At 74.7% G+C, this 22,942-nt stretch carries 1 protein-coding gene; it reads left to right on the top strand.

Annotated elements, in window-relative coordinates:
- The first annotated feature begins 174 nt into the window (after window positions 1-174).
- Window positions 175-22,941, top strand: a complete 22,767-nt coding sequence (locus tag ACI1MP_RS30935; RefSeq protein ID WP_404869993.1) for an SDR family NAD(P)-dependent oxidoreductase — start codon at window positions 175-177, stop codon at window positions 22,939-22,941.
- Window position 22,942: the final 1 nt, after the last annotated feature.

Here is a 22,942-nt window from a genome sequence, read left to right on the forward strand (position 1 = left end):
CCACTGATCCAGACGCTCGAAGCGCGGTCGGGTCCGGGTTCGAACACCACCGGGTCGCCGGCTGCCCGTGCGCCCGATGATCCGGCCTCGTGCGCGGCCGGAGCCGCGGCATCGGGACGGCTACGGGAACACCCCGCCTTTCTCCATCCCTCCGGCTCACGAGGTGTCGATGTGATGCGCTTCCCCTTGGACTCGGACGCCGATCGTGTCGCTGTCATCGGCATCGCGGGCAGGCTGCCGAAAGCCCCGGATCCGGCGGCGTTCTGGCGACTGCTGTGCGACGGGACCGACGCGATCACCGCGCCGCCCGAGGGCAGGCAGGGCGCACGGCACGGCGGCTACCTGGACCGGGTGGACGGCTTCGATGCGGCATTCTTCGGCATCTCGCCCCGCGAGGCCGCCGGCATGGACCCGCAGCAGCGGCTCATGCTCGAACTCGCCTGGGAGGCCCTGGAGGACGCCCGGATCGTGCCGGGCACGCTGACGGGCGGCCCGACGGGGGTGTTCGTCGGCTCGATGTGGGAGGACTACACGTCCCTGACCTACCCCGGCCACATCACGCCGCACACGCTGACCGGCACCAGCCGGGGCGTCATCGCCAACCGCGTCTCGCACTTCCTCGGGGTGCGCGGACCGAGCATGACGGTCGACACGGCCCAGTCGTCGGCGCTGGTCGCGGTGCATCTGGCGGTCGAGAGCCTGCGCCGCGGCGAGTCGGCGCTCGCCCTGGCCGGCGGGGTGAACCTCAACCTGACCGCCGCCCGCGAGGAAGGGGCGGAGGAGTTCGGCGGCCTGTCCCCGGACGACCGCTGCTTCACGTTCGACGCCCGGGCCAACGGCTTCGTCCGCGGCGAGGGCGGTGCCTTCCTGGTCCTGAAGCCGCTGGACCGGGCCCTGGCCGACGGGGACCGCGTCTACGGCGTCATCCGGGGCAGCGCGGTCAACAACGACGGCGCCACGCAGAGCCTGACCGTGCCCAGCGCGCAGGCCCAGGAACAGGTCATCCGCGAAGCCCTGGCCCGGGCCGGCGTGCGTCCCGCGGACGTGCAGTACGTGGAGCTGCACGGCACCGGCACCGCCGTCGGCGACCCCGTCGAGGCCGCCGCCCTCGCGGCGGCCTACCGCGACCCGGCCGCGTCCGGCGACGCCGACCGCGCCCTGCGGGTCGGCTCCGCCAAGACCAACGTCGGCCACCTGGAAGGCGCCGCGGGCATCGTCGGCCTGCTCAAGACCGTCCTCAGCGTGCACCACCGCGCACTGCCGCCGAGCCTGAACTACGAGACCCCGAACCCCGGCATCCCGCTCGACGCGCTGGCGCTGCGGGTCCAGACCGCGCTGACTCCGTGGCCGCGGCCGGACGCGCCCCTGCTCGCCGGCGTGTCGTCGTTCGGCATGGGCGGCACCAACGCGCACGTGATCGTCGAGCAGGCGCCCGACGCGGCCGCGCCGGCCCGGCGGCCCGCCCCCGAGGCCCGGCCGGCGCCGTGGATCGTCACGGCGCGGACCAAGCAGGCGCTGCGGGCGCAGATCGCGCGCCTGCACGAGCACGTGCGCAGCCACCCGGAACTGACCGGCGCCGAGGTCGCGCACGCGCTGGCCACCACCAGGACCCGCTTCGCGCACCGCGCGGTCCTGCTCGACTCCGTCCAGGTCGCCGCCGACCGGGCCGGCGCCCCGGGCCGCACCGTCTTCGTGTTCCCCGGCCAGGGCGCGCAGTGGGTCGGCATGGGCCGGGAGCTGTACGCCGAGTACCCCGTCTTCCGGACCGCCATGGACGAGTGCGCCCGGGCGCTGGCCCCGTACACCGACTGGTCGCTGGCCGAGGTGCTGGACGGCGCCCCGCTCGACCGGGTGGACGTCGTGCAGCCCGCCCTGTTCGCGGTGATGGTGTCCCTGGCGGAACTGTGGCGCTCCTTCGGCGTCGAGCCCGACGCGGTGGTCGGGCACTCGCAGGGCGAGATCGCCGCGGCGTACGTCGCGGGCGCGCTGTCGCTGTCCGACGCGGCCCGGATCGTGGCGCTGCGCAGCCGCGCGCTGGTGACGCTGACCGGCCGGGGCGGCATGGTGTCCGTGGCCCTGTCCGCCGAGCGGGCCGAGGACTACGTGTCGCGCTGGGACGGCGCGCTGACGGTCGCCGTGGTCAACGCCGCCGGCTCGGTCGTGGTGTCCGGTGACACCCGGGCCCTGTCCGAACTGGTCGCCGCCTGCGAGGCGGACGGTGTCCGTGCACGCGTCGTCCCGGTGGACTACGCCTCCCACTCCGCGCACGTCGAGGCGATCCGCGAGCGGCTGCGCACCGAACTGGACGGCGTGCGGCCGCAGCAGGGCACCGTCCCCTACTACTCCGCGGTCACCGGCGGCCTCCTCGACGACACCACGGTGCTCCACGCCGACTACTGGTACCGCAACCTGCGCGAGCCGGTCCGCTTCGACCTGGCCACCGCCGCACTGCTGGCGGACGGGCACGACGTCGTGGTCGAGGTCAGCCCGCACCCGGTGCTGCTGCCCGCCCTCGAACAGAGCCTGGAAGAGGCCCGCGAGCGGACCGGTGCGCCCGGCGTCGCCACCGGCACGCTGGGCCGCGACCGGGGCGGGGCGGACGTCTTCCTGACCGCGCTGTCCCGGCTGTTCGTGGCCGGCGTGCCGGTCGACTGGTCCCCGGCCGTCGCCGGGGCCGCGCCCGTCGACCTGCCCACGTACGCCTTCCAACGTCGTTCGTACTGGCTGCCCGGAGCGACGGCCGGGCAGGGCGGACGGACCCCGGCCGACCCGGGGACGCACGCAGCGGAGCCCGCCGCGTCCGGCCGGGCGGACGGCGGCCCGGAGACCCATGACACCGGGGCGGGCGACACCGAGTCGCTCGACCTGGTCGACGTGGCCGCCGTGGTCACCGCGCAGATCGCGCTCGTGCTGGGCCACGAGGACCCCGCGGACATCGATCCCGCGCTCACCTTCAAGGAGCTCGGCCTCGACTCGGTCACCGGGCTCGAACTGCGCAACCGCCTGGCCGGCGCCCTGGACCGGAAGCTCCCCTCCGGTCTGATCTTCGACCACCCGACGCCCGCGGAGCTGATCGACTGGCTGCGCACCGGCCCCGGCGACCGGTCGGCCCCCGCAGCCCCGGCCGCCCACGACGACGACCCGGTCGTCATCGTGGGGATGGGCTGCCGCTTCCCCGGCGGGGTGGCCTCGCCGGACGACCTGTGGCGGCTGGTCGCGGACGGCGTGGACGCGATCGGCGACTTCCCGGACGACCGCGGCTGGGACCTGGGCCGCCTGTACGACCCGGACCTGCGCGGCGCGGGCACCACGTACATCGACCGGGGCGGGTTCCTGGAAGCGGTGGCCGGCTTCGACGCCCCGTTCTTCGGTATCTCGCCCCGCGAGGCGCTCGCCATGGACCCGCAGCAGCGGCTGGTGCTGGAGACGGCCTGGGAGACCTTCGAGCACGCCGGGATCGACCCGGCCTCGCTGCGCGGCAGCCACACCGGCGTGTTCACCGGCGTCTGGTCGTCCGGCTACGCGACCGGGCCGGGCCTGCCGGAGGACCTGGAGGGCTACCTGTTCACCGGCGTCGCGACCAGCGTCACGTCCGGCCGGGTCGCCTACCACCTCGGGCTGCGCGGCCCGGCGCTGTCCGTGGACACCGCCTGCTCGTCGTCCCTGGTCGCCGTCCACCTGGCCGCCCAGGCCCTGCGCGCGGGCGAGTGCTCGCTGGCGCTGGCCGGCGGCGTCACGATCATGGCGACACCGTTCGGCTTCACCGAGTTCTCCCGCCAGCACGGCCTCGCGGCGGACGGCCGCAGCAAGCCCTTCGCCGCCGCGGCCGACGGCACCAGCTGGGCCGAGGGCACCGGCCTGGTGCTGCTGGAACGCCTGTCGGACGCCCGGCGCAACGGCCACCGGGTGCTGGCGGTCGTCGCGGGAAGCGCGGTGAACCAGGACGGTGCGTCCAACGGCCTGACCGCGCCGAACGGCCCCTCCCAGGAACGCGTCATCCGGCAGGCGCTGGCGAACGCCGGGTTGGAGCCGTCCGAGGTGGACGCGGTGGAGGCGCACGGCACCGGGACCACGCTCGGCGACCCCATCGAGGCCCACGCCCTGCTGGCCGCCTACGGCCAGGACCGGGACGAGCCGTTGTGGCTGGGTTCGGTGAAGTCCAACATCGGCCACACCCAGGCCGCCGCCGGCGTTGCGGGCCTGATCAAGATGGTGATGGCGATGCGGCACGGCGAACTGCCGCGGACCCTGCACGTGGACGCGCCCTCCCCGCACGTCGACTGGGCCTCCGGCGGCGTCCGGCTGCTCACCGAGGCCCGGCCGTGGCCGGACCACGGCCACCTGCGCCGCGCCGGCGTCTCGGCCTTCGGCGTCAGCGGCACCAACGCCCACCTGATCATCGAGCAGCCCGCCGAGCCGGACTCCGGCCGCCGCTCCGAACCCGCAGGCCAGGACGCCCCCACCGCCTGGCTGCTGTCCGCGAAGACCGACGCCGCGCTGCGCGCCCAGGCCGAGCGGCTGCACGCGTACGCGACCGCCCACCCCGACGTCCCGGCCGCCGCGATCGGCCGCGCACTGGCCGCCCGCACCCGGTTCGAGCACCGGGCCGCGGTGGTCGGCGCCGACCGGGACGACCTGCTGTCCGGCCTGGCCGCGCTCCCGCCGGGACTGCCGACCCGTACCGGCGGGACGGTGTTCGTCTTCCCCGGGCAGGGGGCGCAGTGGGCGGGCATGGGACGTGACCTGTACGAGCAGTCCGAGGTCTTCCGCGCCGGCATCGACGCCTGCGCCGCCGCCCTGGACCCGTACACCGACTGGTCGCTGGTCGACGAACTGCGCCACGGCTCGCTGGATCGCGTCGACGTGGTGCAGCCGGCCCTGTTCGCCGTCATGGTGGCGCTGGCCGACCTGTGGCGGTCCCACGGCGTGCAGCCGGACGCCGTGGTCGGCCACTCCCAGGCGGAGATCGCCGCCGCGTACGTCGCCGGCGCGCTGTCGCTGCGGGACGCCGCCAAGGTCGTGGCGCTGCGGTCCAGGGCACTGGCCGCCATCGCCGACCGGGGCGGCATGGTGTCCCTCGCGCTGTCCGTCGAACAGGCCGCCGACTACCTGGCCCGCTGGGGCGAGCGGCTGACCACCGCCGTGGTGAACGGACCCGCGGCGGTCGTGGTGTCCGGCGACCTCGACGTGCTGGACGAACTGGGGGCCGCCTGCAAGGCCGACGGTGTCCGCTTCCGCCGCCTGCCCGTCAACTACGCGGCGCACTCGGCGCAGGTCGAGGCGATCCGCGAGCAGCTGCTCGCCGAACTGGCCGACATCACGCCCCGGTCGGCGGCGATCCCGTTCTACTCCACGGTCACCGGCGAGCCGGTCGACACCGCCGGCCTCGACGCCGGCTACTGGTACCGCAACCTCCGCGAACCCGTCCGGTTCGACCTGGCCACCGCCCGGCTCACCGCCGACGGCCACGACCTGTTCCTGGAGGTCGGCCCGCACCCGGTGCTGGTGCCCGCGCTGGAGGACGTCGCCGCCACCGGAACACTGCGCCGCGACCACGGCGGCCTCACCGAGTTCCTCGCCGCGGCGGGGCGCCTGCACGCCGCCGGGGTCGACGTCGACTGGACCCCGGTCCTGCCCCGCACCGCACCCGCGGCGGACCTGCCCACGTACGCCTTCCAGCGCGAGCCCTACTGGGTGACCGCGACCCCGCCGGCGCCCCGTGACGACTGGCGGTACCAGGTGGCCTGGGCGCCGACGGGCGGCACCGCGGCCCCGGTGGACCCGGCGCGCTGGCTCGTCCTCGCCACGACCGGGCACCCGTGGGCCGAGGCCCTGCGCGCCCGGGGCTTCGCGGTGGCCGACAGCTGGGACGCGGCCGACACCGGGGACGCCCGGCCGGACGGCGTGCTGTCGCTGCTGGCGCTGGACGAGGCGCCGCACCCCGACCACCCGGTGCTCCCGGCGGGCCTGGTCCGCACCCTGGACCTGGTCCGCACCCTGGACCCGGCGCGCAGCCCGGACCCGGTGAGGACGGCGGCCGTCCCGCTGTGGTGCGCGACCAGCGGCGCCGTGAGCACCTCGGGCACCGACCCGGTCACCAGCCCGGCCCAGGCCCTGGCGTGGGGCGCCGGCGCGTCCGCGGCGCTGGAGTTCCCGAACGGCTGGGGCGGCCTGGTCGACCTTCCCGCCGTGCCCGACGAGGACGGCGTGGACGCGCTGCTCGTCGTGCTCGCCGGCACGGGCGAGGACCAGGTGGCGATCCGCGGCGCCCGGCGCTTCGCCAAGCGGCTGCGCCGCAAGGCCGCATCGGGCCCGGCCGCGCAGCCCTGGCGGCCGCGGGGCACCGTGCTGGTCACCGGCGGCACCGGCGCGCTCGGCGGACACGTGGCCCGCCGCCTCGCCCGGCAGGGCGCCGAGCACATCGTGCTGGCCGCCCGCCGCGGCCCCGACGCACCCGGCGCGGCCGGCCTGCGCGACGAACTGGAGGCAGCCGGGGCACGGGTGACCGTGGCGGCGTGCGACGTGGCCGACCGGGACGCCCTGCGGGACCTCGTCGAGCGCGTCGGCGACATCCGCGCCGTCTTCCACACCGCCGGCGTCATCAGGGCGACCAGGCTGGCCGACACGACAGCGGCGGAGTTCGCCGAGGTCGTCACGGCCAAGGTCGCCGGGGCGCAGAACCTGGCGGAACTCCTGCCGGACCTCGACGCCCTCGTCCTGTTCTCCTCCACCGCGGGCGTGTGGGGCGACGGCCACGGCGCGGCCTACGCCGCCGGCAACGCCTTCCTCGACGCCCTGGCCGCACAGCACCGCGCCCGGGGCCGTGCCACCACCTCCGTCGCGTGGGGCATCTGGGCCGACGGCGGCATGGCGGCCCTGGAGTCCGTGCAGCGCCAGCGCACCCTGCTCGGCCTCGGCGAGCTGGACCCGGGCCGGGCACTCGACGCCCTGCAGGACGTCCTCGACCACGGCGAGGCCCTCGCGGTCGTCACCGAGGCCGACTGGGCGCAGTTCGCCCGCGCCTACACCCACGCGCGGCCGAGCCGGCTGCTGCGGGACCTGCCCGAGGCCCACAGCCGGCCGCAGGCCCCCCGGCCCGCGCCCGCCGCCGGCGGCGCCGACCTGCTGGAGCTGATCACCACCCACGCCGCCGGGGTGCTGGGACACGCCACCCCCGAGCGGATCGACCCCCGGCAGGCGTTCAAGGACCTGGGCTTCGACTCGCTGACCGCGGTGGAACTGCGCAACCGCCTGACCGCCGCGCTCGGGGTGAAACTGCCCGCCACCCTGGTCTTCGACCACCCCACCCCGGCCCGGCTGGCCGCCCACCTGTCCGGCGAGCAGGACGCGCCGCAGGCCCCGGCCCCGGCCGCGACGGACGAACCGATCGCGGTCATCGGCATGGGCTGCCGTTACCCCGGCGGCGTCGACACCCCCGAGGACCTGTGGCGGCTGGTCGCGGACGGCGTGGACGCGGTCGGCGACTTCCCGGCCGACCGGGGCTGGGACATCGACCGCCTGTACGACCCGACGGGAAGCCGTCCCCGCACGTCGAGCACGTCCAAGGGCGGCTTCCTCGACGCCGTCGGCGACTTCGACGCGGCGTTCTTCGGGATATCCCCCCGCGAGGCGCTCGCCATGGACCCCCAGCAGCGCATCCTGCTGGAGACCGCGTGGGAGACCGTCGAGTACGCCGGCATCGACCCGACCACGCTGGAGGGCACGTCAACCGGCGTGTTCACCGGCATCTGGTCCACCGGCTACGCCGCCGGGCCGGTCCCCGACGACCTGGAGGGCTACCAGGTCACCGGCACCGCGTCGAGCGTGGGGTCGGGCCGGCTGGCGTACCAGCTGGGCCTGCTCGGCCCGGCGCTGTCCCTGGACACCGGCTGCTCGTCGTCCCTGGTGGCCCTGCACCTGGCCGCTCAGGCGCTGCGCTCGGGAGAGTGCTCGTTCGCCCTGGCCGGCGGCGTCACCGTCAACTCGGCGCCCACGCTGTTCACCGAGATGTCCCGGCAGGGGGCGAGCGCGCCCGACGGCCGCTGCAAGTCCTTCGCCGCCGCGGCCGACGGCGCGGGCTGGGCCGAGGGCGCCGGCCTGCTGCTGCTGGAGCGGCTGTCGGACGCCCGCCGCAACGGCCACGAGGTGCTGGCGGTCGTCCGAGGCTCCGCCACCAACCAGGACGGGGCCAGCAACGGTCTGACCGCGCCGAACGGCCCCTCCCAGGAGCGGGTGATCCGGCAGGCGCTGGCCAATGCCGGGTTGGAGCCGTCCGAGGTGGACGCGGTGGAGGCCCATGGCACCGGGACCACGCTCGGCGATCCGATCGAGGCGCAGGCGCTGTTGGCGACCTACGGCCGGGACCGGGTGGAGCCGTTGTGGCTGGGTTCGGTGAAGTCGAACCTCGGCCACACGCAGGCCGCGGCCGGCGTCGCGGGCGTGATCAAGATGGTGATGGCGATGCGGCACGGTGAACTGCCGCGGACCCTGCACGTGGACGCGCCCACCTCGCACGTCGACTGGGAGTCCGGCGCGGTCCGCCTGCTCACCGAACCGGTCGCCTGGCCGAGGACCGGGCGTCCCCGCCGGGCCGGCGTGTCGGCGTTCGGCATCAGCGGCACCAACGCGCATGTGGTGATCGAGGCGGCCGATGAACAGCCCGCCGAGGCCGACTCCGCCGCACCCGCTCCCCGGGGCCGCGCGGACGACCGGGTTCTCTGGCCGCTGTCGGCCAGGTCCGAGGCGGCGTTGCGGGAGCAGGCGCGTCGGTTGGCCGCGTTCACCGCCGCACATCCGGAGGTGGGCCCGGCGGCGGTCGGGGGCGCGCTGGCCGCCCGCACCGTGTTCGAGCACCGGGCCGTGGTGGTGGGCGATGTCGCAGCCCTGGACGCCCTGGCCGAGGGTGGCACGGTGCCGGGTCTGGTGACCGGGGTCGTCCGTCCGTTGGGTCGGTCGGTGTTCGTGTTCCCGGGGCAGGGTGCGCAGTGGGTCGGTATGGGTGGGGAGTTGTACGGCTCGGAGCCGGTGTTCCGGGACGCGATCGATGCGTGTGATGCGGCGTTGGCGCCGTACACGGACTGGTCGTTGGTGGAGGTGCTGACCGGCGGCGGGTCGTTGGACCGGGTGGATGTGGTGCAGCCGGCGCTGTTCGCGGTGATGGTGGCGCTGGCCGCACTGTGGCGTGCGCACGGTGTGGAGCCGGATGCGGTCGTCGGGCATTCGCAGGGCGAGATCGCGGCAGCGTACGTGGCCGGTGCGCTGTCGTTGGAGGACGCCGCCAAGGCGGTCGCCCTGCGCAGCAAGGCCCTGGTCGCCCTGGCCGGACACGGCGGCATGGTCTCGGTCATGCTGTCCGCGGACGACGCCGCCGACTACCTGAGCCCCTGGGGCGAGCGGATCACCGTCGCGGTGGTCAACTCCGCCTCGACCGTCGTCGTCTCCGGCGAACGCGAGGCCCTGGACGAACTGCTGGCAGCCTGCGCCAAGGACGGCATCCGCGCCCGCGCCATCCCCGTCGACTACGCGGCGCACTCGGCGCAGGTCGAGGCGATCCGCGAGCAGCTGCTGACCGACCTCGCGGACATCCGGCCCCGGCCTGCGGCGATCCCGTTCTACTCCACCGTCACCGCGGAACCCGTCGACACCGCCGGCCTCGACGCCGACTACTGGTACCGCAACCTCCGCGAACCCGTCCGGTTCGACCTGGCCACCGCCCGGCTCACCGCCGACGGCCACGAGGTGTTCGTGGAAGTCAGCCCGCACCCGGTGCTGGTGCAGGACCTGGACGGCGTGGCGACCGGCACCCTGCGCCGCGACCACGGCGCCATCGGGGAATTCCACACCGCCCTGGCCCGCCTGCATGTCCAGGGTGTCGCCGTGACCTGGCCGCACGACCGCCCGCACGGCGTCAGGCTGCCGCGCTACGCCTTCCAGCGCAGCACCTACTGGCTCACCCCCGCGGCCGGCGACCACGGCACCGGGCACCCGCTGGCGGGCACCACGGTCGAACTGCCCGACGGCACCACCGTGCACAGCGGCCGGGTCTCCACCCGCACCCACCCCTGGCTGGCCGACCACGCCGTCGACGGCACGGTCCTGCTGCCGGGCACCGCCTTCCTCGAACTCGCCACCCTGGCCGGCGGGACCCTGGACGACCTCGTCCTGCACCTGCCGCTCGCGCTCTCCGACGCACCCACGGACCTCCAGGTCTCGGTCGGCGCCCCGGACGACGCCGGCCGCAGCCCGGTCACCGTGCACTCCAGGGGCGGCGACGGCTGGGTCCGCCACGCGTCCGGAACCCTCGGCGGCCGGGTGCCGGCCGGACGCCTCGACTGGCCCCCGAGGAACGCCGAACCCGTGGACCCCGAAGGGTTCTACGCCTTCCTCGACGGACTCGGCTACCAGTACGGACCCGCGTTCCGGGGCGTGCGGGAGCTGTGGCAGGGCGAGGACGAACTGTACGCCGAGGTGTCCGTCCCCGACGGCGCCCGCTTCGGCATCCACCCCGCGCTCCTGGACGCCGCGCTCCAGCCGCTGATCCTGCTCAGCCCCGACACCCGGGTCCGGCTGCCGTTCTCCTTCTCCGGCGTCGCCGTGCACACCACCGGTGTGTCGTCCGCCCGGGTCCACCTGGCCCGCACGGGCGCCGACACCTACCGCGCGACGCTGACCGACCTGTCCGGCAACCCGGTCGCGGACATCACCGCGCTGACCGTCCGTCCGGCCGCCCAGGTCCGGGCCGCGGTGCTGCACACCCAGTGGGTGCCGCTCGCCGCGAGCACACCGACCGAGGTGGTGCCGAGCCCGGTGCTCGCCGCGGAAGCCGACGCGGAGTCCGTGCACGCGCTCGTCCAGCGGGCCCGCGCGCTCGTCCAGGACTTCCTGGCCGAGCAGCCGGAGCGGGCGGCCGCACGCCTGGCCGTCCTGACCCGCGGCGTGGCCGGCGCGGCCGTCCGCGGCCTGGTCCGCACCGCCGCCGCCGAGCACCCCGGCCGGTTCGTGCTGGTCGACATGGGCGACGCGTCCGAGGAGGAGGCGATCCGGGCCGCCACGACGGCCGGCGACGAACCCGAACTGGCCCTGCGCCGGGAAGGCGTCCTCGTCCCGCGGCAGGCCAGGTACGCGCCGGAGCTGGCCGCCCCCGACGGCGCGTACCGGCTGAGCGAGTCCGGCACCGGGCAGCTGGACGACCTGGCCCTGCTGCCCTGGCCGGAGACCGCGCTGGAACCCGGCCAGGTGCGGGTCGCGGTACGCGCGGCCGGCCTGAACTTCCGCGACGTGCTCATCACCCTCGGCATGTACCCGGACCGGCCGCCGCTGGGCGGCGAAGGGGCCGGCACCGTCGTCGAGGTCGGCCCCGGCGTCACGGCCTGGCGGCCCGGCGACCGCGTCATGGGCATGATGCCCGGCGCCTTCGGGCCGCGCGCGGTCGCCGACCACCGGCTGCTGACGGCGATCCCCGACGGCTGGAGCTTCACCGAGGCGGCGTCGACGCCCGTCGCGTTCATGACCGCCTGGTACGGGCTGTTCGACCTCGGCGAACTGCGCCCCGGAGACCGGGTCCTGATCCACTCCGGCGCGGGCGGCGTGGGCATGGCCGCGGTTCAGCTGGCGCTGAACAGCGGCGCGGAGGTGTTCGCCACCGCGAGCCCCGGCAAGTGGGACGCCCTGCGCGCCCTGGGGCTGGACGACGACCACATCGCCTCGTCCCGCGACACCCGGTTCGCCGACCGGTTCCCGGCCATGGACGTCGTCCTCAACTCGCTCGCGGGAGAACTCACCGACGCCTCCCTGCGGCTGCTCGCCGACGGCGGACGGTTCGTCGAGCTGGGCAAGACGGACGTCCGCTCGCCCGAGGGCCTGATCTACCGGGCCTTCGACCTCAACCACGTCGACCCCGCGCGGCAGGGCGACATCCTCTCCAACGCCGTGGCGATGGTCGCCGACGGGACGCTGGAGCCGCTGCCGGTCACCGCCGCGGACCTCCGCCAGGCCGTCGCCTGCTTCCGGCTGATGAGCCAGGCCCGCCACACCGGCAAGATCGTCCTCACCGTCCCGCAGCCGATCGACCCCGACGGCACCGTGCTGATCACCGGCGGCACCGGCACCCTCGGCCAGGCCGTCGCCCGGCACCTGGCGTCCCGCCACGGGGTGCGGCACCTGCTGCTCCTCAGCCGCAGCGGCGCCGCGGTGCCGCACCTGGACGTGCAGGGGGACGTCGACGTGCGGGTCGTGGCCTGCGACGTCGCGGACCGGGACGCGCTGGCGGCCGTGCTGGACTCGATCCCGGCCGCGCATCCGCTCACCGCAGTCGTCCACGCCGCCGGCGTACTCGACGACACCGTCGTGGAACGGCTGACCGCGGAGCAGCTCGACCGGGTGCTGCGCCCCAAGGTCGACGGCGCCTGGCACCTGCACGAGCTGACCCGCGAGCACGACCTCGCCGCCTTCGTGCTGTTCTCCGCGGCCGCGGGTGTGCTCGGCAACGCCGGCCAGGCCGGCTACGCGGCCGCGAACTCCTACCTCGACGCGTTCGCCGCGCACCGGCAGGCCCTCGGACTGCCCGCCGTGTCGATGGCCTGGGGCTACTGGGAGCAGGAGAGCGGCATGACCGCCCACCTCACCGCGGCCGACCGGCAACGCCTCGCCCGCAAGGGCATCCGCCCCATCGGCGTCGAACGCGCCCTGGCCATGTTCGACACCGCGCTGGCTTCCGGACGTCCCGCGCTGACCACGGCCGACCTCTCGATGCCGCAGACCCTGCCGACGCCGAAGGCCTCCGCGTCGGACCTGCTGTCCGTGGTCGTCGCCCACACCGCCACCGTCCTCGGCCACTCCGATGCCGCCGCCATCACTCCCGGACTCGCCTTCAGCGACCTCGGCTTCGACTCCCTGACCGCCGTCGAACTGCGCAACCGCCTCGCCGGCGCCACCGGCCTGCGGCTGCCCGCGACCCTCGTCTTCGACCACCCCACCCCCGCCGACCTCGCCGACCACCTCACGGCCGAACTCTCCGGCGCAGTCGGGGCGGTGGCTTCGGTGGTGCCGGTCGTGGTTGCGGTGTCGGACGATCCGGTGGTGATCGTGGGTATGGGGTGTCGGTTGCCGGGTGGGGTGGGGTCGCCGGACGAGTTGTGGGGTCTGGTGTCGGGTGGGGTGGATGCGATCGGGGGGTTCCCGTCGGATCGTGGTTGGGATGTGGAGGGGTTGTTCCATCCGGATGCGGATCATCCGGGGACGTCGTACACGCGGTCGGGTGGGTTCCTGGCGGATGCGGCGGGGTTCGATGCGGATTTCTTCGGTATTTCGCCGCGTGAGGCGTTGGCGATGGATCCGCAGCAGCGGGTGTTGTTGGAGACCGCGTGGGAGACGTTCGAGGACGCGGGGATCGATCCGACGTCGTTGCGGGGCAGCCAGACGGGTGTGTTCACCGGCATCTGGTCCTCCGGCTACGTCGGCAGCCCCGATCAGGCGCCGCCCGACACCGAGGGCTACCTCGCCACGGGCATCTCGCCGAGCATCACCTCCGGCCGGGTCTCCTACCTGCTGGGCCTCCAGGGCCAGGCCGTGTCCGTCGACTCCGCCTGCTCCTCGTCACTGATGGCGATCCACCTGGCGGCGCAGGCACTGCGCTCGGGGGAGTGCACACTCGCCCTGGCCGGCGGCGTGACCGTGAGCGTGACGCCGTTGCAGTTCACGGAGTTCTCCCGCCAGCGTGCCCTGGCCGCCGACGGCCGGTGCAAGCCCTTCTCGTCGACGGCGGACGGCACGGCGTGGGGCGAGGGTTCGGGGCTGGTGCTGCTGGAGCGGTTGTCGGACGCACGCCGCAACGGTCACCGGGTGCTGGCGGTGGTGCGGGGTTCGGCGGTCAATCAGGACGGTGCGTCCAACGGTCTGACCGCGCCCAGCGGCCCCTCCCAGGAGCGGGTGATCCGGCAGGCGCTGGCGAATGCGGGACTGTCGACGGCGGACGTGGACGCGGTCGAGGCGCACGGCACCGGGACCACGCTCGGCGATCCGATCGAGGCGCAGGCTCTCCTGGCGACCTACGGCCGGGACCGGGTGGAGCCGTTGTGGCTGGGTTCGGTGAAGTCGAACATCGGGCACACCCAGGCGGCGGCCGGTGTGGCGGGTGTGATCAAGATGGTGATGGCGATGCGGCACGGCGAACTGCCGCCGACGCTGCACGTCCAGGAGCCCACGCCGCACGTCCAGTGGGACACCGGTGACATCCGGCTGCTGACCGAGGCCCGGCCGTGGCCGGAGACGGGGCGCCCCCGCCGTGCGGGCATCTCGGCCTTCGGGGCCAGCGGCACCAACGCCCACGTGGTCATCGAACAGTTCGCGGAAGAAACCCCCGAACAACCCGCCGCGGACGACTCCGCGGAGCCCACCGTGTGGCTGCTGTCCGGCAAGACGGACGACGCCCTCCGCGCCCAGGCCCGACGGCTCGCGGACCACCTCACCGCCCACCCCGAACTCCGGCTGACCGCGATCGGTCGGGCCCTCGCCACCACCCGCACCCTGCTCGCCCATCGGGCGGCCCTGGCAGGCAGCACCCGGACCGACCTCATGGCGGAACTGGCCGCCCTCGCCGACGGAGACCCCCGCGTCATCACGGGCGTGGCCGGTTCGCCGGCTCGGTCGGTGTTCGTGTTCCCGGGGCAGGGTGCGCAGTGGGTCGGTATGGGTGGGGAGTTGTACGGCTCGGAGCCGGTGTTCCGGGACGCGATCGATGCGTGTGATGCGGCGTTGGCGCCGTACACCGATTGGTCGTTGGTGGAGGTGTTGACCGGCGGCGGTTCGCTGGACCGCGTCGATGTGGTGCAGCCCGCGCTGTTCGCGGTGATGGTGGCGCTTGCCGCACTGTGGCGTGCGCATGGTGTGGAGCCGGATGCGGTCGTCGGGCATTCGCAGGGCGAGATCGCGGCGGCGTTCGTGGCCGGTGCGTTGTCGTTGGAGGACGCCGCGAAGGTGGTGGCGTTGCGGAGCCGGGCGCTGGCGGTGTTGGCCGACCGGGGCGGGATGGTCTCCATAGGCCTGGGGCATGGGCAGGCTGCCGAGTTCGTGGCCCGTTGGGACGGTCGGCTGACCGTGGCGGTGGTCAATGCCCCCGATTCGGTCGTCGTGTCGGGCGATCTGGACGCGCTGAGCGAACTGCTGACGGCCTGTGAGGCCGACGGCATCCGGGCCCGCCGGCTGCCCGTCAACTACGCGGCGCACTCGGCGCAGGTCGAGGCGATCCGCGAGCAGTTGCTGACCGACCTCGCCGGGATCGAGCCGAGGACCGCGGCCGTTCCGTTCTACTCCACGGTGACCGGCGAGGAGATCGACACCGCCGGCCTTGACGCCGACTACTGGTACCGAAACCTCCGCGAACCCGTACGCTTCGACCTCGCCGTCGAGACGCTCACGCAGCACCGCCACGGCGTGTTCGTGGAGGTCAGCCCGCACCCCGTCCTGGTGCCGGTGATGGACGGCGTGGTGACCGGCACGCTGCGCCGCGACAGCGGCCGGCAGGAGTTCCACCTCGCCCTGGCGCGCCTGCACACGCAGGGCGTGGCGGTCGACTGGACGCCGGTCTTCCCGGGCGAGCCCCACCACGTCCCGCTGCCGACGTACGCCTTCCAGCACCGGCCGTACTGGCTGAACCCCGTCGCGGCGAAGGGCGACGTGTCGGCGGCCGGCCTGGACTCGGCCGGGCACCCGCTGCTCGGGGCCGTCGTCGAACTGGCCGGGGACCAGAGCGTCCTGCTCACGGGGCGGCTCTCGACGGCCACCCGGCCGTGGCTGGCCGACCACGTCGTCCTGGGCTCCGTGCTGCTGCCCGGCACCGTGTTCGTCGAACTCGCCCTGCACGCCGGACGGCAGGCAGGCTGCGACGTCCTGGACGAACTGGTGCTGGAAGCCCCAATGATCCTGCCGGACGACGGCTCCGTGCCGGTCCAGGTCGTCGTCGGCGCACCGGACGGGACGGGCCGACGCCCCGTCACCGTGCACTCCCGGACGGGCGGCAGTTGGCTGCGGCACGCCACCGGCATGCTGGCGACCGCCGACCGCCCCCACCCGTACGACACCGGCGAGTCCTGGCAGCCGGCCGGGGAGCCCGTCGACCTGACCGACTTCTACGAGACCCTCGCCGACCAGGGCTACGAGTACGGGCCGGTGTTCGCGGGCGTGCGGGAGATCCGGCGGCAGGGCGACGAGCTCTACGCCGAGGTGGCACTGCCCGTCGACACCCGCGACCGCTTCGATCTCCACCCGGCGCTGCTCGACGCCGCACTCCAGCCGCTGACCCTGCTGGCGGCCGGCCGCCTGCCGTTCTCCTTCGCCGGGGTGTCGATGCGGAAGGCCGGCTCCACGGCCCGGGTCCGCCTCACGCCCACCGGTCCGGACACCTTCCGGGTCGCGCTCGCCGACGAAGCCGGGCCGCTGGCGGTGATCGACGCGCTGACCGTGCGCCACCGGCCGCCGGGCCTGCCGGCCGCCGGGACCGACCAGCTCTTCCGCCTCGACTGGGTGCCCGTCGAGAGCACCGGCGAAGCTCCGGCCGTCCACCACGTCACGGCCCCGGCGGGAGACCCCGTGGCGGCCGCGCACACCGTCGCCGCCGAGACGCTGGGCGTGCTCCAGGACTTCCTGCGCGACGGGGACGGCCGGCTGGCCGTCGTGACCCGCGGGGCGGTCGGGCCGGACCCGGTCGACCTGCCGTCCAGCGTCGTCTGGGGCCTGGTCCGCGCGGCCCAGGCGGAACACCCCGACCGGTTCGTGCTGGTCGACACCGACGACCGCGTCCTCGTCGCGGGGGACGAACCGCAGCTCGTCGTCCGCGACGGCGCTGCCCGCGCCGCCCGGCTGGTACGGGCCGAAGCGGCCCCGGTGCCCGGCCCGCTCGACCCGAACGGCACCGTGCTGATCACCGGGGGCACCGGAACACTGGGCCGCCTCGTCGCCCGGCACCTGCGCGAGCGGCACGGCATCCGGCACCTGCTCCTGCTCAGCAGGACCGGCGCGGAGGTGGACTTCGACGCCGAGGTGGTGGCCTGCGACGTGGCCGACCGGGACGCGCTGGCGGCCGTCCTGGACTCGATCCCGGCCGCGCACCCGCTGACCGCGGTCGTGCACGCCGCCGGCGTGCTCGACGACGGCGTCGTCGAATCCCTCACGCCCGACCGGATCGACCAGGTGCTGCGGCCCAAGGCCGACGCCGCCTGGCACCTGCACGAGCTGACGAAGGACCTCGACCTGGGCGCGTTCGTGCTCTTCTCGTCCGCCGCCGGTGTGCTGGGCGGCCCGGGCCAGGCGAACTACGCCGCCGCGAACGCCTTCCTGGACGCCCTCGCCGTTCACCGGCGCGCCCTGGGGCTGCCGGGCGTGTCGCTGGCCTGGGGCCACTGGGCCGAGGCCAGCGGGCTGACCGAGAACCTCACCGACACCGACCTCAAGCGCCTCGCCCGCGCCGGTGTGCTGCCGATGCCCACGGACCGGGCGCTGGCCCTGTTCGACCTGGCCCTGGGCGCCGAAGAACCCGCGCTGGTCCCCGCACACCTCGACCTGTCGGCGGCGTCCACCCGCCCCCTGCTCGGCCGCCTCACCCGTACCGGGCCCGCCCGGCGGACGAACCGGCCGGGCCTGGGCAGGGAACTGGCGGCCCTGCCCGAGACCGAGCAGCACAGCCGCGTCCTGGACCTGGTCACCGGCCAGACGGCCGCGGTCCTCGGCCACACCGACACCGCGGCCGTCGGCGCCGACCGGGCCTTCAAGGAGCTGGGCTTCGACTCGCTCACGGCAGTGGAACTGCGCAACCGCCTGTCCGCGGTCGTCGGGGTACGGCTGCCCGCGACGCTGACCTTCGACTACCCGACCCCCGACGCGCTGGCCGGCCACCTGCGGAACCTCCTCGTCGGCGCCCGGCGCCAGGCCCCTGCCTCGCCCGTGCCGGTCGGGGTGCCGGTGTCGGACGACCCGGTGGTCGTGGTCGGGCTGGGTGCCCGGTACCCGGGTGGGGTGGGCTCGGCGCAGGAGCTGTGGGGCCTGGTGTCGGGTGGGGTCGATGCGGTGGGCGACTTCCCGTCGGATCGTGGGTGGGACGTGGGTCGTCTCTACGATCCGGCCGGTGGTCCGGGGAAGTCGTACACGCGGTCGGGTGGTTTCCTCGCGGACGCGACGGGGTTCGACGCGGCGTTCTTCGGCATTTCGCCACGTGAGGCGTTGGCGATGGATCCGCAGCAGCGGGTGCTGCTGGAGACCGTGTGGGAGACGTTCGAGGACGCGGGGATCGATCCGACGTCCCTGCGGGGCAGCCGGACGGGCGTGTTCACCGGCATCTGGTCCTCCGGCTACGGCGCCGGGGCACAGCCGCCCGACCTGGAGGGCTACCTCTCGACGGGCACGGCGACGAGTGTGACCTCCGGGCGGGTGTCGTACCTGCTGGGGTTGGAAGGTCCGGCGGTGTCGGTGGACACGGCGTGTTCGTCGTCGCTGGTGGCGATCCACCTGGCGGCGCAGGCGCTGCGCTCGGGCGAGTGCTCGCTGGCCCTGGCCGGCGGTGTGACGGTGATGGCGACACCGGCGGGGTTCGTCGAGTTCTCGCGGCAGCGGGGGCTCGCCACCGATGGCCGGGTGAAGGCGTTCGCCGAGGCGGCGGACGGCACGGCGTGGGGTGAGGGCGCGGGTGTCGTGCTCCTGGAGCGGTTGTCGGACGCGCGTCGCAACGGTCACCGGGTGCTGGCGGTGGTGCGGGGGTCGGCGGTCAATCAGGACGGTGCGTCCAACGGTCTGACCGCGCCGAACGGTCTGTCGCAGGAGCGGGTGATCCGGCAGGCGCTGGCCAATGCCGGGTTGGAGCCGTCCGAGGTGGACGCGGTGGAGGCCCATGGCACCGGCACTACGCTCGGCGATCCGATCGAGGCGCAGGCGCTGTTGGCGACCTACGGTCAGGGGCGGGTGGAGCCGTTGTGGCTGGGTTCGGTGAAGTCGAACCTCGGCCACACGCAGGCCGCGGCCGGCGTCGCGGGTGTGATCAAGATGGTGATGGCGATGCGGCACGGTGAACTGCCGCGGACCCTGCACGTGGACGCGCCCACCTCGCACGTCGACTGGGAGTCCGGCAACATCCGGCTGCTCACCGAGGCCCGGCCGTGGCCCGACAACGGTCACGCGCGTCGCGCGGGCATCTCGGCGTTCGGCATCAGCGGCACCAACGCGCACGTGATCCTGGAGGCACCGGCCGAGGAGCCGTTGCCCGAGTCCCCTGCCGATCCCGCGCCCGCAGCCGTCGTGCCGGTGCCGTGGCTGCTGTCGGCGAAGTCGGACGAGGCCCTGCGCGACCAGGCCCGCAGGCTGCGCGGGTTCCTCGCCGAGCACCCCGAGGTCACACAGGCCGAGGTGGCCGCGGACCTGGCCGCGCGGGCCCGGTTCCCGCACCGCGCTGTGCTGACGGACCCGGCCGGCCTGGACGCGCTGATCGGCGGAGAACCCGGGATCGTCACGGGCACTGCCTCCCCGGGTAGGTCGGCGTTCGTGTTCTCCGGTCAGGGTGGTCAGTGGGCGGGGATGGGGCGTGGTCTGTATCGCGAGTTCCCGGTGTTCGCGCGGGTGTTGGACGAAGCGTGCGGGCTGTTGGGGTTGCCGGTGGAGGTGTTGTTCGAGGACGAGGAAGGAGTTCTCGGGGAGACGCTGTTCACGCAGGGCAGTGTGTTCGCGCTGGAGGTGGCGCTGTTCCGGCTGGTGGAGTCGTTGGGTGTGCGGCCGGACTTCGTGGTCGGGCATTCGGTCGGCGAGGTGGCGGCGGCGCATGTGGCGGGTGTTTTGAGTCTGGAGGATGCGTGTGCGCTGGTGGGTGCGCGTGGCCGGTTGATGCAGGAGTTGCCGGGTGGTGGGGCGATGGTGTCGCTCCAGGCGTCGGTGGCAGAGGTCGTGGGGTCGTTGGTGCCGGGCGCGGAGGTGGCGGCGGTCAACGCGGCGGATGCGGTGGTGGTGTCGGGGGACGAGGCGGCGGTCGCGGCGGTCTCGGAGGTGTGGTGGGGGCGTGGGCGTCGGGTGCGGCGGCTGGAGGTCAGTCACGCGTTCCATTCGGCGCGGATGGATCCGGTGCTGGGGGAGCTGGGCCGGGTGGCGGCGGGTCTGTCGTTCGGTGAGCCGGTGATCCCGGTGGTCTCCACCCTGACCGGGTGCCCGGTGGACATGGGCGAGCCCGGGTACTGGGTGCGGCAGGTCCGCGAGCCGGTGCGGTTCGCCGACGCCGTGGAGTGGCTGACGGGCCAGGGCGTTTCGGGGTTCGTGGAGGTCGGTCCGCATCCGGTGCTGGTGGGGAACGGGTTGATGCGGCGCGGTGGTGATTCCCCGGAGCGGTTGTTCGCAGGTCTGGGGCGGTTGTGGGCGGACGGTGCGATGCGCTGGACGCCGCCCGCGGCCACCACGGCGGGCGTGCGGGTGCCCTCGTACGCCTTCCAGCACCAGCACTACTGGCTCCAGCCCACCGCGCCGGCACCGATCGGTGACGGTCGGCTCGACCACCCGCTGCTGCGGGACGCCATGGAACTCCCCGACGACAACGGCGTGGTGCTGACGGGTCAACTCGCCACCGCCGCGCAGCCGTGGCTCACCGAACACGTCATCTCGGGCTCGCCCCTGCTGCCCGGCGCGGCGTTCGTGGACCTGGCGCTCCGGGCCGGCGAACACGTCGACTGCCCGGCGGTCGAGGACCTGACGCTGGAGACGCCGCTGGTGGTCGCGGACGGCGTGCAGGTGTCCGTGACCGTCGGCCCCGACCGGGCGGGTCGGCGCAGCGTCGCGATCCACTCGCGCGCAGACGGCGAGTGGGTGCGGCACGCCACCGGGACCCTGGGCGCCGTGCCCGTGGCACCGAGGGAGCCCTGGGCGCGGCAGTGGCCGCCGCAGGCCGAAGCGGTCGACCTCGACGCCTTCTACGACAACCTGGCCGACGCCGGGTTCGTCTACGGCACGGCCTTCCAAGGCCTGCGAGCGGCCTGGCGCGACGGCGACACCCTCTACGCGGAGGTGGCCGCGCCCCCCGGCGACAGCCGGTTCGCCCTGCACCCCGCCCTGCTCGACGCCGCGATCCAGCTCGTGACCGTCGCCGACGACCGGGCGAAGATGCCGTTCTCCTTCGCCGGGATCTCCCGGTGGCGCGGCGCCGAGCACGCCAGGGTCCGGCTGACCATGACCGGCGAGGACACCTGCGCGATCGGCCTCGCCGATCAGTCGGGCGCGCCGGTCGCCGAGATCGCCTCGCTGACCCTGCGCCGGCCGACCGGGACCACCACGCAGGACGTGCCGTACCAGGTGGCGTGGCCGGTGCTGGAAGCGGCGACCACCGAACCGGACATTCCGGTCCACCACGCCACCTCGCCCGTCGAGACCCTGCGGGTGATCCAGGACTTCCTCCGCACGGACACCCCGCGCATGGTGGTCGCCACGCGCAACGCCGTTCCGGTCCGGCCGGGCGAGGACGTCGACCCGCAGGCCGCCGCCGTCTGGGGCCTGGTCCGGTCGGCCGCCACCGAGCACCCCGGCCGGTTCGTGCTGGTCGACGGCGACGACGGCGACGAGGTCCGGCTGGCCGGCGACGAGCCCCAGCTGGCGATCCGGGCCGGCGCCGTGCACGTCCCCCGCCTCGAACGGGCGCGGACCGAACCGCTGCCGTCGCCGCTCAGCCCCGAGGGCACGGTGCTCGTCACCGGCGGCACCGGCACCCTGGGCGGCACGATCGCCCGCCACCTCGCCGTGCGGCACGGCGTGCGGCACCTGCTGCTGGTCAGCCGGAGCGGCCCGGACGCCCCCGGCGCGGCCGCGCTGGCCGCCGACCTGGCCGCGCTGGGCGCGACCGCCGACATCGTGGCGTGCGACGTGGCCGACCGCGAGGCGGTGGCGCGGCTGCTCGCCGCACACCCGGTCACCTCGGTGGTCCACGCCGCGGGCACGCTGGCCGACACCGTCGTGGAATCCCTCACCCCGCAGCAGTTCGCGCGGGTGTGGGAGTCGAAGGCCCTCGCGGCACGGCACCTCCACGAACTGACCTCGGACCTGGAGGCGTTCGTGCTGTTCTCGTCGGCGGCCGGCGTGCTGGGCGGCGCGGGCCAGGCGAACTACGCGGCGGCGAACGCGTACCTCGACGGTCTCGCCGCACACCGGCACGCCGAGGGACAGCCGGCCGTGTCGCTCGCCTGGGGCTACTGGGCGGAGGCCAGCGGCATGACCGGAGGTCTGACCGCCACCGACCGGCACCGCCTGGCCAGGGCCGGCGTCCGGCCGCTGCCGACGGCGGACGCGCTGGCCCTGTTCGACGCCGCGCTGACCGCGGGCGCCCCGGTCCTCGCCCCCGTCAGGTTCGACCTGCCGGCACTGCGCCGGGCCGGCGACCCGCCCGCCCTGCTGCGGGAGCTGGTGCGGCCCCGGCGCAGGCAGGCCGCCGACCGCGGGTGGACGCAGGCCGACGTGCTGCAACTCGTCGTGGGCCAGGTCGCCCTCGTCCTGGGGCACTCGTCACCGGAGGCGGTCAACCCCGACCAGGCGTTCACCGACATCGGGTTCGACTCGCTCACCGCCGTGGAGCTGCGCAACCAGCTCGACGCGGACACCGGCCTGCGCCTGCCCGCCACGCTCGTCTTCGACCACCCGACACCGACCCGCCTCGCCGCCTTCGTGCACACCCGGCTACACGGCGCCGCCGCCCCCGACCCGCTGCTCGCCGAACTCGACCGGCTCAGGTCCACGCTCGACGCGGCAGCCGCCGACGCCGACTACGAGACCGTCGCGGCCCGCCTCGAAGGACTTCTCGCGGCCTGGACCGCCAACCGCACCGGCTCCGCGGCCGGTGTCGACGAGGCCAGCGACGACGAGCTGTTCAGCCTTCTGGACGATGCACACCGCAGGACCGAGGTCATCCGCTCGGGCGAGTCCCGAAACGCTGAGGAGTAGT

The sequence above is a fragment of the Kitasatospora griseola genome (assembly GCF_044999035.1).
GTDB classification, from domain to species: Bacteria; Actinomycetota; Actinomycetes; order Streptomycetales; family Streptomycetaceae; genus Kitasatospora; species Kitasatospora griseola.

What these genes read in the sequence shown, in the direction of transcription:
- ACI1MP_RS30935 (WP_404869993.1), top strand. Translation starts at nt 175, where the DNA reads ATGCGCTTCCCCTTGGACTCGGACGCCGATCGTGTCGCTGTCATCGGC.